9 protein-coding genes are annotated in these 15,282 nt (G+C 63.5%); 4 read left to right on the top strand and 5 right to left on the bottom strand.

The features are described 5' to 3' along the window. Nucleotides 1–653 precede the first annotated feature (653 nt). Together FFT21_RS29365 and FFT21_RS27220 are read left to right on the top strand one after the other, a co-directional pair. Nucleotides 654–821: a hypothetical protein gene (locus FFT21_RS29365; RefSeq protein ID WP_192909786.1), complete on the top strand. Its 168-nt coding sequence runs from the start codon at nucleotides 654–656 to the stop codon at nucleotides 819–821. Continuing rightward, nucleotides 818–3,346: an AAA family ATPase gene (locus tag FFT21_RS27220; protein WP_192909785.1), complete on the top strand. Its 2,529-nt coding sequence runs from the start codon at nucleotides 818–820 to the stop codon at nucleotides 3,344–3,346. The genes FFT21_RS29365 and FFT21_RS27220 overlap by 4 nt, the downstream gene beginning before the upstream one ends. 388 nt (nucleotides 3,347–3,734) lie before the next feature. Here FFT21_RS27220 and FFT21_RS27215 read toward each other — a convergent pair whose 3' ends face one another. The 5 genes from FFT21_RS27215 to FFT21_RS27195 all read right to left on the bottom strand — a co-directional run bounded on the left by FFT21_RS27215 (nucleotide 3,735) and on the right by FFT21_RS27195 (nucleotide 14,246). Beyond that, a complete protein-coding gene (locus FFT21_RS27215) occupies nucleotides 3,735–6,590 on the bottom strand; it encodes an ATP-binding protein (RefSeq protein ID WP_192909784.1) in 2,856 nt (951 codons plus the stop codon). Between the two features lie 23 nt (nucleotides 6,591–6,613). Further along, nucleotides 6,614–9,307, bottom strand: a complete 2,694-nt coding sequence (locus FFT21_RS27210) for a DUF1156 domain-containing protein (RefSeq protein ID WP_137816779.1) — start codon at nucleotides 9,305–9,307, stop codon at nucleotides 6,614–6,616. Then, nucleotides 9,304–12,678 (bottom strand): helicase-related protein, encoded by a 3,375-nt coding sequence (locus tag FFT21_RS27205; RefSeq protein WP_137816778.1) that lies wholly within the window; start codon nucleotides 12,676–12,678, stop codon nucleotides 9,304–9,306. The genes FFT21_RS27210 and FFT21_RS27205 overlap by 4 nt, the downstream gene beginning before the upstream one ends. A 502-nt stretch (nucleotides 12,679–13,180) precedes the next feature. Then, entirely contained in the window at nucleotides 13,181–13,381 is a 201-nt protein-coding gene (locus FFT21_RS27200; protein WP_137816777.1) for a DUF397 domain-containing protein, read from the bottom strand. A 10-nt stretch (nucleotides 13,382–13,391) separates the two neighbouring features. Then, nucleotides 13,392–14,246: a helix-turn-helix domain-containing protein gene (locus FFT21_RS27195; RefSeq protein WP_192909783.1), complete on the bottom strand. Its 855-nt coding sequence runs from the start codon at nucleotides 14,244–14,246 to the stop codon at nucleotides 13,392–13,394. A 319-nt stretch (nucleotides 14,247–14,565) separates the two neighbouring features. Between FFT21_RS27195 and FFT21_RS27190 the strand changes: the two genes are divergently transcribed. Then, the gene (locus FFT21_RS27190) at nucleotides 14,566–14,748 is read left to right on the top strand and encodes a hypothetical protein (protein ID WP_307722965.1); all 183 of its coding nucleotides are present in this window, start codon (nucleotides 14,566–14,568) and stop codon (nucleotides 14,746–14,748) included. Nucleotides 14,749–14,878: 130 nt separating this feature from the next. Then, the coding region (locus tag FFT21_RS27185) for a hypothetical protein (RefSeq protein ID WP_225978810.1) at nucleotides 14,879–15,282 on the top strand (404 nt) is incomplete at its 3' end.

Genomic DNA, 15,282 nt, shown 5'->3' with positions numbered 1-15,282 from the left:
TCCACGGCATCACGCTTGAACTCGTCGGTGAACCTCCGACGAGCCCGCTTCACCGTCGGTCGCTCTCCCACAGCGAACACTCTCTCCTGTCATCTGAGGTGTCCGGTCAACGGGGGGAGGTCCGACCGATCTCGGCGGACACGCTGCGGCGCGAACTCCGTGTCGGGTCTCGGCGCGCTCGTGCGTTGGCCCACGTCGTTCGGAGCCGCCACCTGCCGGGAGCTTCTCCGCTGGTGGCAGCACGCCTCGACTGACAGATCTCTTCAGCGACCAGATCAGGCGTCGGATGGCTGGGGCTCAGCGGTGCGCTGGCACCGTCCTGCTCATCGACCTGTCATCGAACACGGCCGACGCTCGGCGACCGCGTTCCTGTGCTGTTCCGGCATCATGTCGATCAGGGCTCGGTTTGCCGTCGGTAGGGGCGGCGCCGGCGACTGGGCCAGGAGGTGTCGAGGTCGTCGTAGGCCTCGTTGGTCTTGTTTGTCATGCCCCTGAAGTCCGACGCACAGCCCGAAATCAGACACAGGCCCATGGGCTCGGCGGAGGACATGTGCACACACCATTCGCCACTACCGGCGCTCGGCCATTTGGAGTTCCCTGGACCCGGTGTGTGCAACCGGGTCCGCCGTTCGGGCCGCGCTACCCTCCGGCGGGTGAGCGAGTTGCTGCCCAACTTGGAGTCCTTGATCGACGAGCTGTCAGGTGTGAGCGCTGGTATGCAGGATGCGCGGAGGCTTGCCGAGGCTGCTCGCGGTGCCGCGTCCGAGGAGGCGCTGGATCAGGCGCTGGCCAATGTGGTCGAGGAGTGGCGGCGGGTATGACCGGTAACAGTACGCGGCTGGTTTGGCTGGAGATCCGTGGGTTTCGGGCGTTCGGCACCGAACCACGGCGGCTGACGTTCGACGCCCCGCTCGTCGTCGTTCACGCGGGCAATAGCCAAGGCAAGACCAGTCTCGCCGAGGCGTTAGAGTTCTTGATCAGCGGCCATAACAGCCGTCGCGAATTGTTGGGCGGCGCGAAGGCTGAGTACTACGACAGCCTGCGCAATGCTCACCTGCCGCCCGGTGACGATGACGTCTACATCGAGGCCGCCATCCGTGGGCGAGACGGCGTGGTGCACCAGGTTCGTCGTGAGCTGGTGTGCGACTTCGGGCGTGGGACCGAATGCGAGAGCCGACTGCTCATCGACGGAAAACCAGCCGACAGCTTGGCCGCGCTTGGGTTGCCGATGTCCGATCCGCCCGTACGCGCGCCAGTTCTGCTGCAGCACACCTTGAGGCATGTGCTGTCGACCGAACCTAAGCAGCGGGTTGGCTACTTCAAGGCTGTGCTCTCGCTCACTGATTTGGACCTGCTGCGCGAACGTGTGGCGGCGTTGCGTTCGAGCCTGGACCGTGAACCTGTCGGTGCTGCCCTTCGCGCGACTGCGGCGTTGACTCCCACGCCGGCTGGAGATGTCGCAGCGAAACTACGTGAGTCGACGGGTTCCACGTCTGATCGCGCCAGCGCAGCCGCGACTGTCGAGGAAGCCCTGCTTGACGCCGGGGCGGCGATTCTTGGAACGAGGTCGACCTCGCTGGACGAGCTCAGGGGCGCCGTGGAGGCTGCCCTCGACGCCCAGCGAGAGAATGTCTTTCCACTCGCTGCGCTCACGATCTCATCGCCGGTGCCTGATCCAGTATCTGCTCCTGGGTTTGACTCGTACACGGCGGCGCTGGCGGCAGCCGACCGACGGGCAGCCCGGCTCGCACCCGTGCTTGCCGCGGTGCTGAGGGTTGACGAGTACGCCACGCTGGACCACCCAACGGACTGCCCAGTCTGCGCGACACCAAGTGCGTTGACACCTCAACGGCTAGAGGTGCTGCGTGACCTGCAACGCCGTACCCGCGAGGTGGACACGAGCGCCCGTAATGCAAGTGGCGCGATCGACCGTGCTCGGCGGCAATTGGACGAACTGGTCGACGCAGTCAGGACTCTGGTCCCGGCCGCCGCTCACTGGTCAGAAGGCGAGGTCGCCGAGGCCACGGCACGCCTGCGCGAGCTGGAGGTCGACGAGACGCTCGCCGGTCTAGCGCAGCAGAGCGCCACGAAGATCGCGAACGCCTCCGCCGCCGTCGAAAGGGTCGCAGAGGAAGCCCGCGAGGAGTTGGACCGCGCCGCTCAAGCCGTCGCGGCACGCGAGGAACTGCTCTCGAGCGTCAATCTCCTCTACGAACGGCTCGGCACAGAGCTACACCAGGTGTCTCAGGCAGTTGATTCGCATCGCGCGCTGGCGGATGAGCTGCGCACGGTCGTGGAGGCGGCGGTGCGGGACCGGGCCACCGGAAGCGGGCTCGTTGAGCTAGCCGACGTAGTTCACCGCACGGATGAGCTCGTCGCAGACGTCGCCACCGAGACCGGCCGGAGACGAGCGGTCAAACGACTGGTTGCGGCAGAGCGTGCGATGCGCGGCGCGGCGGGACGTGTTCTCGACGGTCGCTTTACCCGGATGAGCGACACTATCGGCGCGTGGTGGGCAACCATCCGGCCGGAAGAGCTCGTTGGGTTCGGTGGTGTGAAACGCCGAGCTGGTGGCGCTCTGTTCGTGAACTTGATCGCCGCCTTGCGTTCTGACGCTACGGGTGAACCGGTGGAGAGGGACGCCCTCGGTGTCTACAGCGACTCGCAGCTCAACGCCCTGGGTCTGTCGATCTTTTTGGCCCGGACCGAACTCATTGGGCTTCCCGTCGTTGTGCTCGATGATCCGATTCCAGGCAGCGACGCGGACCATCGGCTCACCTTTGTCCAAAACACGCTTACCAAGCTGCTTGACGCGGGCACTCAGGTCATACTCACAACTTTTGACAGCAAACTTGCGGATTGGGCGCAAAGCAACCACGACTGGCGCGGCTTGGTGGCATACCAGCTCACATTGCTTGACGCAGTGGCCGGGACCGAGCCAACGCAGACCTCTGACACGTTCAACCGTCTGCTTCTGGAAGCGGAGGAAAATCTGCACGCTCCGACGCCCCGCATGCGTCGCGCTGCTTGCGGTAGTCTCCGATCGGCAGCAGAACGTCTCGCCAAGCAAATTATCGCGACGGCTCGAACGAACGACGGTCAACCCTGCAGTGTGGGCGATATCGAGGCGGAAGCTTCCGTGCTTGGCGATCTCGTGCGGCTTGTGAGCGGTTATGCTTTGGATAACGAGGAGAAAGGGAAATGGCGTACTTTTGCCAAGGTTTTAAATCCTGGCAATCATGACGACGATGTTCCGTCTACCACGGACCTCAAGCAAGTTCGTGGCAATCTCCGGAAGATTGCGAAAAACCATCGCGAGCATTGGCCTAATGGGTTGCTGCTGTGAGGCTGGGTCGCGCCATACGCAGAGCTTTATGGCCAGCGCCACATCGAACCGTTTGACGCAGCTTCCTCCAACCCGCTCTTCGTGGAGGCTACGTCCTTCGCGGCCTACAAATCGCTGACGCTACCGATAAGGTCCGAGTCTCCACCGACTCCGGTGAAGACCGGGAGTTGCGCCTCCCAGAGCCCACTCCGCAGCCCGCCGACGGTGCACTCGTGTCAACACGACTGGTGGACCGCTGGTGAGGGGCTGGAAATCGGAGACCGGCCCAGACGGAGCGACGACCTACTTCCGACGTTGGAGTCGGCAGCGTGTGTCTCCCCTTCAACGAGGGCGACATTGCCAGTCCCGCCCCCTTGGGACTGGCAATGCCGCGCTGGAGTGTTTGTGATCAAGCGTCGTGCTCGTCGACATGGAAGTCGGTCAGTCCGAGTTGACGCAGGGCCTCCTTAACGACCAGATCAAGGGTCTGCCGTGGGACTCCTTGCGGACCGCCCGACGCCCTGATTTGCAGATCCACAGATACCTCAGCCGCCCCCACCAGCGGTAGCACAGCTGACTTGACCACCTCCCGCATCCTCTCGCCGGGAACCCCACGCACGGACACAGTGACAGCGGAGATGTGATCGCTGCGGCCACCGCCGCGTGCCCCACCGCCATGGGCACGCCCGCCAGATCCGGTGGGACTTGCAGGTAGAGATGGCGTCGATCCGCTGGGCACGACTGGCGCCTGAGTGCCGCTTGGCTCTCCCCGAGTCTCTTTGTCGTCGGGTCCGCCTGCGGGTTGTCGTCGGGCGAGGAGAGCCTGAGCAGCACTGGCGCGCACGAGCCAGGTCCCCGGCTGGAAGACGATCTCGTCCGGGCTGACCGACTCGCGGAACCTGATCAAGGCGTCTTCAGCATCCCAGGAGGTGCCGCTTGAAAGCGCGAACTGGCCGGACTCGGCGCCGGACGCCAGAGCGCGGCTGAGCACCTTCTCGGACGCCAGCTTGGGAAGGCGCGGGTATTGCGAGAAGTACGACAGCAGCCGGTCGAGCTCGACGGCATCCTGGTCGGCAGGGAGAACGGCGAATCGCTGGGACAGGAGCGCTGCTGGCGCGAGTTGGTCAGAAATCAGCCGGTCAGCGTCCTTTAGGTGAGCAGCGACACGTTCGGTGATCGTGCTCCCCATGCGAGCGGGACCCAGGTCACTGTGGTCAACCTTGACTCCCTCGCCGTTTGCGTCCCGCAACGCCAGCAAATGTCGGTATGCCATAACGATCTGCTGTGGCAGTCGCTCCTCCGAGTCAGAGGCGCGTTTACGCAGTCGCTCTTTTTGCTCGGCATTGAATCGAGCAAGTCGGTAGCGATCTCCGAGCAGATCCTGCATGGCCGCAAGGGTGCGAGCGGTCGACCGGGCGGCACTCATGAGGTGCGCGTCAGCGGCAACGAGAACGATCGCGTTGAGGTTAGCACGCCAGCCAGCGCCCTTTGTCTTAAGGATCTGCGAGGCTATCTCAAGAGCCTCGCTGTCGGTATCACCGCCGAGCCGCAGCTCAGGGTCGAGTATGCCGAGGGTCAGCCGGCCGTCGTCAGGGAGAGCTGATGGCTCGGCAACGTTGTGGATGACGCGGAAACCTTGGCCGCTCGGGGATGCTTTGCGCATGGCGTCGTTAATGCGTTGATCAACATCATACCCGTGGACAGCGGCTTCACGTTCAACGATGACCTTGTTGAGGTTGGGCTCTGTCGTGAAGCGGTAGCGCCCTCCTTCTAGGCGCATGTACCACAGCGCCCCTTCGAGAGCGTCACGAACGTCATCGAGCACGCCGCGAGATACACCCGGGCGGGTCACACCGATCATCATTTGCGCTGCTGATGCGCCGACAACCCTGTCGGCGCTGAAGGAGTTCGCGAAGGCAGTAGTGGCCAAGGCAGTGGCCAGCCGCATTTGCCCAGCCTGCCCACCGCGGCGCTGGTCCTCCTGCGGAGCCTTCGAATCAGGCCGAATGATGTCGGCGTTTAAGGCCGACTTGTAGCTCTCGCCGGCGAACTTGAGCACTTCTCCCCGTACTGCGTCGTCGTACAGGGGCAGGTCACCGAGGTGAATCAGTGGCGCGTCGTGGTTCGCGCGCCAAAGGGCCTTCACCGTGTGAGCCAAGATGCGCAACGCGCCCCGGGTGCGCTGGAACCCAGAAAGAGATCCCCATCGGTGGGTGCACAGGTCCACAAGCTCCGGGTGGAAGGGGTAGGCCCGAGCGATACGGTCACGGTAGTTCTGCTCTCGAAAGGTTGACGGGAGCACATCGCCAAGGCTGTCGTAATGATTGCCGTAAGCGTCCGCGACGGCTCGCCGATGCTCCTCGCTTCCGGTGGCTGCGAACAGGCGACGCTGTAGGATCGGGAAAATATCGTCCCCCTCGACCGGGGTGACGATGTTCTCACTGCGACCGACAACCCGACTCAGGCGTTCGTACATTTCAGTACCACTGACATCCGCGTAGTCTTCCATGCGGCTGGACGTCAGAGTTGCGAGCACGGCGACACCGGGTACTTGCGCTGCTGCCTGGGTCAGGTTCTTGATGATTGTCAGCGTCGTTCCAGCGAGGCTACCTTCATGCGTTTCGATCGCAAGTGCGTTGTTGAGGTAGACCAGCATCTCGTCGAGGAGCACCAAGCATGGAGCGTAGGCGCTGAGCAGTTCGGCGAGTTCATGAGTGGAGGCTCCAGCCCGTGCCCGGTCCGCCTCGGCGACCCTGTCATAAGCCGTTGGACCGCCAAGCCGCCAAGCGAGATGACCGACGAGGGTGTACAAGCGGTGGTCGCTGTCGACCTGCTCGGGTGTGGCTGGCAGATCGCTGCCATCGAGAACCGCTACCGTTGCTTTCGGTATGGCATGGCCACCAAGCTGTTCCGACAGTCCCCTCGCCAGCGCCGTTCCAGCCACGTCGTCGGGCTTCCGGAACAAGTGGTATGCAGACAACAGAGTGTGCGTTTTGCCGCCGCCAAAGTCGGTCTGAAGCCGATGTACGCTGGGCGCGGATTCGTCACCCGACAGCCGGCGGGACAGTCGCGTGAGGACGTCGGTCAAACTCGCGGTGAGGTAGGTCTTCTCGCAGAACTGGACAGGGTTGACGTAGTCGGCCGGGCCGCGTCCGCGGGCTACCGAACCCAGGTCGGCGGCGAACAACCCCTCGTCGAACGAGCCATCGGCGATGTCAGCATGGGGCTGAGCGATCTTTGTCCACGGCGTCAGTTCAGTGGTCACAGGTCCCTTCCCTCGGCTTTCCGCTACTCGAACAAGGACAGACGATCGCCCGGCAGATCGAACAGCCGGCCCGACGAGAAGTCGGCGGTCGAGTCGGCTGCGGCGTTGGCAAGCGCTTCCTGGTTGCCTGCCAACCCCATCAGCATCGTTCGTTCCCGATTCTTCTCCGGTAGCACTTGCACAAGCGCATTGGCAGTTGCCCAGAACGCGGGTTCGTCGCTGTACCCGGTCCGGGCCAGCAGCGCAGTCAGCTCGGCACGTCGACCGTCCTCCCACAGCCGCGCCGCCACGTGCAGGACGCCAATGGCAGTGGTCGCCATCTCATCGCCGCGCCGCGGTCCTCTGCGGTCCTGCGGACCAAGCAGCCGGAACGATGAACCATTCTTGCTGACAAGTCCGATGCGCTGCAGTGCAGAAAGATCAACATCGAAGGCCCGTTCTAGCATGTATGCCTCGTCAGCCGGCAGATCCTCGGTACCGTAACCCCATCGCCAGCTCAGATAGAACAAGGTCTCGTTGTCGAGGGTAGTAAGTCGTTCGCCTCCAATGAGGCTTCGCATCGCGTGGTGCGCGACGGTTTGACGAGCAAGAACCATCAGCTCGTCTACGCCGACTTCTTCGCCAGACAGCCGCAAGACTCGCCTATAGCGACCGAATACCTCGAACGCCGGTCCGACAGCTGAGACGAAGTAGTCCGCCCCATGCAGACCGAGACCCTCGAATGTTCCCAAACGCTCCGCGATCCGTTCGCGCAACTCCGGAACGACGTCATCATAGAATCCGTCCTTCTCAAGGTTTGCCGGGCGGCAAACCAGTACGACGGACGAGTTGAGCACTGCACTAATCTGTGCCGTGGAGCGTGCAGCACGCTCGGAGCGCATGGGCCACGATGTGGTGACGAGCAAATCCGCAGCTCGAAGCGCATTGAGCAGGCGTTCCCATGCCGCCGGCTCAGTGTGCGCGAAGACAAGGGCAACATACCCATCGCTTCGCACCACGCGTCGCATCTCCTCCAGAGCTTTTTGAAGCCGACGCTCGTATTCCTCGTCCGTGATATGCTCTGGTGACTTCTTGTCTGCGCGAGTTTGAATAATCTCGCCGGATTTTGGCGTGAGCGGAGTAGCGAAAAGCTCAGGGTAGAGGTGGCCAATGCTGCGCTTAAGCCATATGTAGAAGAGGTCTGACAGGTCGCCGTACTGGAAGGCGTCGTAATACGGCGGGTCTACGATAACGGCATCAAAGTAGTCAGTTTCGAAGGGCAGGTTCTGCGCATCTGCGCGGAGAACTTTTACGCTTTCCGGCGAGACGTCGACGCAATGACGGATTGCCTGGTCAACCCAACGAACAGCGCTGTCCCAACTGCCTGACACGTCCGCCAATGGATTGATCTCTGTGTAGTTCCAAGCCATCCTTATCGCTTGTTGCGGATAGGTATGTGTGATAAATTCGCCGCTTGATACCCAGGTGGTAAATGAGGAGTTGTAGTCAACGACTCGGCTAACACAGCAAGCTAGATAAGTTGCAAGAGCCTTCGCGCGCTCAGGGTCCATGCCTGCGTTAAGCATTTCTCGGTGGGCTTCTCTTACGCCTGCGCAGAAAGTCGCGAGCACATATAGCTGCCGACCATTAAAGAGTCCCGCCCAGCTATCTATGCCGTAGACTAGATTTCGCAGGATTCGGAACTGCGACTTGACCATTTGTTCATCCGGGACGGCGCTCGTTCCGTCCGGCGTTTCCCCAAGCCGGTCAATGAGTCCTTCTGGGAGCTCCTCTCCGGCCTCGAGCTCAGCGGAGGTCGGTTGGCGGTAAATCCGATCATCTCCGTGAGTTTCGAGAACTGCGTAGAGGCGCTTGCCGAAGCCGTGCTGTTGTGCATAGATCCGAACATGCTTTGCCGGGACAACGCTGGAGCAGCGCGGGCAGGTCACGGAACTTGATTTAACGGTACCTTCGTCTGGATTGTCGTCGCCAGTTGGTTTACCCTTGTGCACAACCATGTCGAGGCGGTGACCAACTGGCCGGAACTCGATCCAGTAATTACGACGATTGCTGTTGGCTAGCCACAGATCACGCATCAAAGGAATCTCAACGCCGCACGCGGGGTTTTGACACGGCATAGTGCGAGCCCAGAAATACACCGCTGGGCGGCCACCCTGCGGAGCTTCCGGGAATACAACGTCGAGATCGCCCTCAACGCGTTCACGTATCCAAGTTGCCCACTCGCGGAAATCTTCTATTAGTGAAGAAACTTCACCATGACCGGAACGTCCGTAGCGCTGCGCGAATTCCAGAATGCAACGCTGGATAAGATGAGCGACCGGATTGATGTCACTTGCTGTCACCTCTGCGCCAAGCCGCAGAGCCTCCAAAGGAATCGCGCCTCCGCCAGCGAAGCAGTCGAGCACGCGAGGCTTACGGTCCGGCCATGCCTTGGCGATACGTTCACGGAGGTGGCGGACCCCTGCGCCATTGCTCTGCTCAAAGGGCGCCGCGAGCGCGATATCGTTCATGATCTTCTGCCGCTCGGACTCGTCGCCTGGATCAGGAAGGAGGACTCCGGCAACGACGGCCCGACTCATCGCCAAGGGACGGCGTGCCCACCACAGGTGCAGGGTCGAGATGTGACCGCGGCGCAAGCTCTTCTCCCGCCCGGATTGCTCGTTGACCTGAGCGAGGGGCAAACCATGTTCGATGAGGCGGCGGCGTTCGGTGGTCATGTCGGGTTCTCCTCCGCGGCGGGGATGAAGTCGTCGGGGGCCACGGCGAACTTCACGTCAAGGTTGGGGCGGAAGGCACCGAGTAGTGCTTGCGCCGGGTTGTGGATTCGGTACAGCCGCGGATCAGAGGAAGCGCAGTCCAGGACCGCGTAGAGCCAGTAGTCGTCGCCGATCTCTTGGGCTTTGGCGAACTCACTCCAGCTGAGCGCCACAGCACCGTAGCCGGCGCGCCCCTTGACCTCGATGCACCGTCGCTCGTCCTTGGTGGTCGACAGCAGATCGAAGCCGATGTTGTCCTTCTCGTAGCTCTCGACCTTGGCCCCTCGACCCTCCTCGTAGTGCCACGCCACGTTGATCGCGATCTGCTCGATGTCCTCGGTCTCGGTCGCGCCGTCGTGATATTCGATGGCGTCGACGGGCAGTGGGAGGACGAGTGCGCGTCCGATCAACCGGACGGGGCCTCGGCGGACGTCGCGGTTGCGGCGGATCTCGGCGATGCGGTTGTTGCGGCGTTGGAGGTGCTGTTCCTTATCCAGTTGGGCCTGCCGGAGGCGGCCCTCAGCGCCCTTGACTCCCTGGTCGACCTCGTCTTCTAGGTCCATCAGAGTCCGTTCGATGTCGGCAATGACGGACCGGGCACTGGCCTCGACGAACTGTTGCTGGATGTCGGCTGCGTGCTGGCGTTCGGCTCGTACCCGCTGGTAGTCGTCCTCGAAGAGGTGTTCGCGGCACCAGCGTTCGAGGTCGTCTGCGGTGCCGCTGTCGACAGCAGGTAGGTCGTCGGGGGCCGGCGAGTTGTCGTCCGGCACGACCAGGTCGAAGAGGCTCGTGTGCGGCGCCTGCTCCATGTGGCCGTCGGCAGTGACTCGGACGGCGTCGAAGCGGCGGTAGGCGATGTTGCTGTCGGAGTCGACCACATCCCCGGTCACGAAGGACAGAACGTGCGGCTTAACAGCGTCCGGGTCGAACACGATTGCGCCACGTTCAAGGTCGGAGGCGGTGTCGTGCAACACCGCTTCCACAGCCGCGTCGAACAAAGGGTGCCCTGGTCCGCATAGCTCGGGCGGCGGACCCCCGCCCGTTTCGGAGCCGGTGGGCCGCTCGGCAACTTGCCGATCAAATGTCAACTTCTTGTAGGTGGGGAAGACCTGGCGGGTTGCCCCTGCGGCTCGGCTGGCAGCGACGAGCCGGTTCGGCGTGCTGATATTGACCGTGCCATCGAGCCGTTCGTCGACCTTGCCGTCGAGCCATGTGACGGCGTCGGTGAGGAAGCGCTGGAAGTAGCCAGGTGGCAGTCGGCGCTCCTGTGCGCGTTGGTATTGCTCACGCTCGCTTCGCCAGTCGACGTGCTGTTTGGCGAGGGCTTCCTGCATCAGATCGCGAGCGCGCTCGCGCACCTGCGGGTCCACAACATCGCCGCCGAGGCGGTCGATGACGTCTTCCGCGGACATGTCACCCGCGATCACGGACTCCATCAACTCTTGGAGCCGGTATCCAGCGAAGGTGTCGCCGATGACGTCGAAGACGCCATCGCCAAGCTCATGGCGCATGGCGTTGATCTTGCGTAGCAAGGTGGCGAGGACGCGGCCCTCACGCGTGTTGACGGCGACCATGTTGAATATATGAACGTCGCGGGTTTGGCCAATCCGGTGAATGCGGCCCATGCGCTGTTCAAGCCGGTTGGGGTTCCACGGGATGTCGTAGTTGACCATCAGGTGGCAAAACTGAAGGTTGATGCCTTCCCCAGCTGCTTCAGTCGCCACCAGAATCTGGGCCTCTTCGCGGAACCGGCGTTCCTGCTCGATCCGCTCGGCGAGCTTCATACCACCATGGATCGTCGCCACGTCAAAGTCGGCGGAGAGCTTCTCGACGAGGTAGTCAAGGGTGTCGCGGTGCTCGGTAAAGATCACCAGCAGCCGGCTGCGGTCCTCCCACAGACCTTCATCACGCACGACGTCAAGAAGTTCATTGAGCTTCTTTTCCTGGCCGCCAGCCTCGGCTGCTTCAGCTTGATCGAGGAGCGGAAGCAGTGCTTCACGCTCTTGTCTCAACTCCTCCACTGTGGCAGGCAGGGCTTCGTCTAGTGCCGCCTGTTCGAGCTGCCAGAGTGCTTCGTCGTCGAGGTCGGCAAGCGTCTCGGAGTCGCTTACGAGCTGCTGCCGGAAGTCCTTCCGATTGCGTAGGTACGCAGCCGGGTCGGTCAAGGCCCGGTCGATTCGCTCGATGCGTCGGGAGATGGTGCGCTTGATGGCTCGGATGCTGGAGGCGAGCCGACGCTGCATCGTCGTGAGCGCGAATCCGGCAGTGCGCTGGTCCGCGTCGCCTCGGATCTCGCGGAGTCTTGTCTGCACGAACTCGGTGACCGCGTAGTACAGCTCCTTCTCGGCGCCCTCGAGGTCGAACTCCACGGTGGCGGTATGCCGCTCTCGGAAGAGCGGCGCACCGTCCATGTCCGTCATCTTCTCTTTCGAGACCTTGCGGTAGTAGCCATCGGGTGCAGGAAGACTGCGGGGGCATCGATCGCCGAATGCATCGCGGTCCAGCAAGCGCAGTAGCCCCCAGAAGCTCTCTGTCTTGCCTGAGTGCGGTGTGGCGGTCATCAACAGGAGCCGCTCGGACACCGCTGCAACCTGCTCGGCGGCCTTATAGCGCAGGCTCCGCTGCTTGATCATCCCCTTCGTGTCGGTCTGGAGAGTGAAGCCGTGCGCTTCGTCGATGACGGCGAGGTCCCATGGCCGCCGAGCTGCGATGAACTGCTCAAGCCGCTCCGGGTTCTTCAGGAAGTCACGTGAGACGATGACGCGGTTGAGTCGGTCCCACGGGTTGCCGCGGATGATGTTGTCGATCTGTTGAGCGCCAACCTGGTCGAACTCGAAGCCGAAGCGTTCTTCCAGCTCGCGAGCCCACTGCGGGAGGAGGTTGGCTGGAGCCACGATGAGGACGCGGTCGGCGGACCGGCGCAGCTCCAGCTCTTTCATGTAGAGCCCGGCCATGATGGTCTTGCCAGCGCCGGGGTCGTCCGCCAGTAAGAATCGCAGGCGAGGCTGGCGCAAGAACTCGCCGTAAACGGCCTCCAGCTGGTGGGGCAACGGCTGGATGTTCGACACCGCGAGCGCCGCCATGTCGTGCGTGAAGGCAGTCTGGATGCGCTTCGCCTCCACACCGAGACGGAAGGCGATGGGGTCGGAGTCGAACCGCTCTTGATCATGTTCGGTGACGATCTCCAGCCTGGCGGCTTCCTCCTCCGACAACGTGATCTCTCCCGGCCCTGCTTCACCTCGGTAAACCAGGTGCCAGAAGCTCCCCGGGCGCACGTCGAGTAGCCGGACGATTTCGCCTGTATCGGGCAGTCGAACACGCTGGTCGCGCACCAGGCGAGCGTCGCCATCCGACGTCAAAGGGGTCCTCCTCGTACAGTGCTCGTCGAGAAGACAGGCCTACTGGGCACTGTAGTCTTGCAACGGGCTTTCAAGGTCAGGTTTGGTGCTGTTGCGCAACGGGCGGCCGTACATGACTGTGCAAGCTCACGCGGACACAGCCGGCTACGGGCCCGCCGAGTTCGTCCATGACTGCACCTCCTCCATGACTGCACCTCCTCGCCGAACTGCTAGATCATCTCAGCGTCGAGTCGAAGTCCCATGCGCGGCTCTGGGTATGTCGTAGGCTCGTGCGATCCGTTACCATGCGCCTTCCGCGGCTCCGCAGCGCTCTGGCGGTCGGGATCTACGACCTGTACGTCCGCCCCGGTCGCGCAAGTCCTTGGACCTGGCCAGTTGCAACAGGAACGAGTCCGATCCGCGCGGGTTGCCATCGGCTTCCCCGGCTCGTGTCAGACCTAGGTAGAGACACCAGTCGGAACCTACACTGGCATTCTCAGTCGAACTCGCCGTCCTTGACGCCCTTGATGAAGGCGTCCCACTCGGCGGCGGTGAAGTAGTGGGCGGGGCGGGTGCGGTCCTTGGTGTCGCGTAGCCATCGGCCGCCGTCGGAGTCCTTGGCGACCTCAACGCACTGTTGGGCGCCGCCGCTGTAGCTGCTGGTGCGCCACTGGAGGTCGGCGTCCGGTGTCCGCATGTTGTTCTCCCTACTGCTTGTCCAGTTCCGCCATGCGGCGGTCGATGAGCTTGAGTGTGACGTCTTCGGCGAGCGCGGTGTTGTGCGCCTGGTCGAACGCCGTGGAGTAGGCGGCGGTGGTCTTCACGTAGTCCGCGCCGGTCAGCGTCTCGACGTAGGCAATGGTGGCCCTCGCTCTCTCGATCCACAGCAACGTGAACGGGCAACTCAGGCCCGCTTCCGGACCATGATCCAGGGGCACGATCCGCAGCGAAACGGTGGGCAGCTCGGCGATCTTGCGCAGCCGCTGGAGCTGGGCTTTCATCGTGGCGGTCGTGCCGATGCGGCGCAGCAGCGCCTCCTCACCGAGCACCACCCACACCTGCGGGGCGTTGTCCCGGAACAGCCGGTTACCGCGTTCCTCGCGGGCCGCCGCCATCGCGTCAAGATCGGCGGCCATGACGACCGGAGAGCGGGCGAGCTGTGCACGAGCAGCATCCTTGGTCTGGAGCAGTCCAGGAATCTCGCTGTAGACCATGCGAATCTCCGACGCGGCGCGCTCCAGCGACACGTACTGCTTGGCCCAGTCGTTGACCCGCTCCGGCGCGGCCCGCCTGCGGGACTCCACGCGAAGCTGGCGCACCTGTGCGGCTTCGGGACCCGTCACCCGGTAGAGATCGAGAAGTGTGGCAAGCTCCCGCTCGGTCAGGCCGAGCATCCCGGTCTCGATCTTGGAGAGCTTGCCGCGGTACCAGTTCAGCCGGGTGTTGGCGTCGTCCAGGCTGACGCCGCTGGCCTCGCGGAGCGCGCGGAGGCGTTCGCCCAGGATGAGCCGCTGGACGACTGGGCCGGGATCTTCCTCGTGCATGAGCACAGTCTGCACCACCAGACGAGGGTCACTGAGCGTCGCTATTTGAGTCTCAGTTTCACACCCGAATGGCGGATAATCGCGCTGTGTCGTCGATTGAGTCTCAGTTGTAGTCTCCATCCGAGTCGGGGGGTTGCGGCGGCCATCCCGGCCCCCCGGCCCGCCGACAGCCAGCGCGGCCGGGCCAGACCCCGACCTGGCCCGGCCGCCTTGCCGGAACGACCCGGCCCGACCGGGCCCGCGAGAGTGGGGAGCGATGATGTGGTGGAGGCGACGACGGCGCGACCAGCCGGTAGCACCATGTCGGGATGCCGCCGGGCGGCGACGCGAGATCCAGGTGCTGCTCACCGACGACGACCACGTGGCGTTGGTCTTCCCGCCCGGCGAGGTCGTGATGTTGGAGCCGCTGGAGGCTGGCCGGCTGCGTGCCGTCCTTCGCGACGCCGTCTTCGCGCTGGATAACCAGGCGGATCGAGACGGGTACCAGCAAGCCGTCCCGGCCGTGGAAGCCCGCGCATGAGTCCGGCTGCGCAAGCCGTCCTGGTACTCGTCGCCGCGCTCGTGTTCCTGATCCGGCTCGCGGTGGCGCTCTACCACGCCAATGTAGATGCAAAGATCGCCGCCCACCGTGCTCGTGGGGAGCGCCATCGATGAGCCGAATGCCACGGGACGTGGCCGAAGAACTGGGACAGCGGCTGTACACCGCGGGCTTTCGTCCCCTGCCCGACGCCGACGACGGCGGCACGCTGATCGGTACCCGCCTGTGGCGAGTGCGCGCCGGATACGTCGAATACCTCGCGCTGCGCCCCAGCGGACTCGCCTACGCCGTCCGGGCCGAGGCCACCTTCGACTACCAGCGTCCTGCTCAGCACGGCCGGATCGTGGAGTACCTATCCGGCTACGGGGTCAACGCGCTGGACTGGCTGCTGGCCACTACTGAGGTTGAAAGGCCGGGGTGTCACGGTGGCTTGGTCGCGGGGAGCAGCCCGGTCTCGGTGATGAAGGCGTCGATGAGGCCGGGGCGGTACTGCATCCGCTTGAGACGGGTCTTCAC

Source organism: Gandjariella thermophila, from assembly GCF_005405885.1.
In the GTDB taxonomy this organism is placed as follows: Bacteria; Actinomycetota; Actinomycetes; order Mycobacteriales; family Pseudonocardiaceae; genus Gandjariella; species Gandjariella thermophila.
Note: the sequence above shows the minus strand (reverse complement) of the source record. Positions and strands in the feature narration are given on the sequence as shown.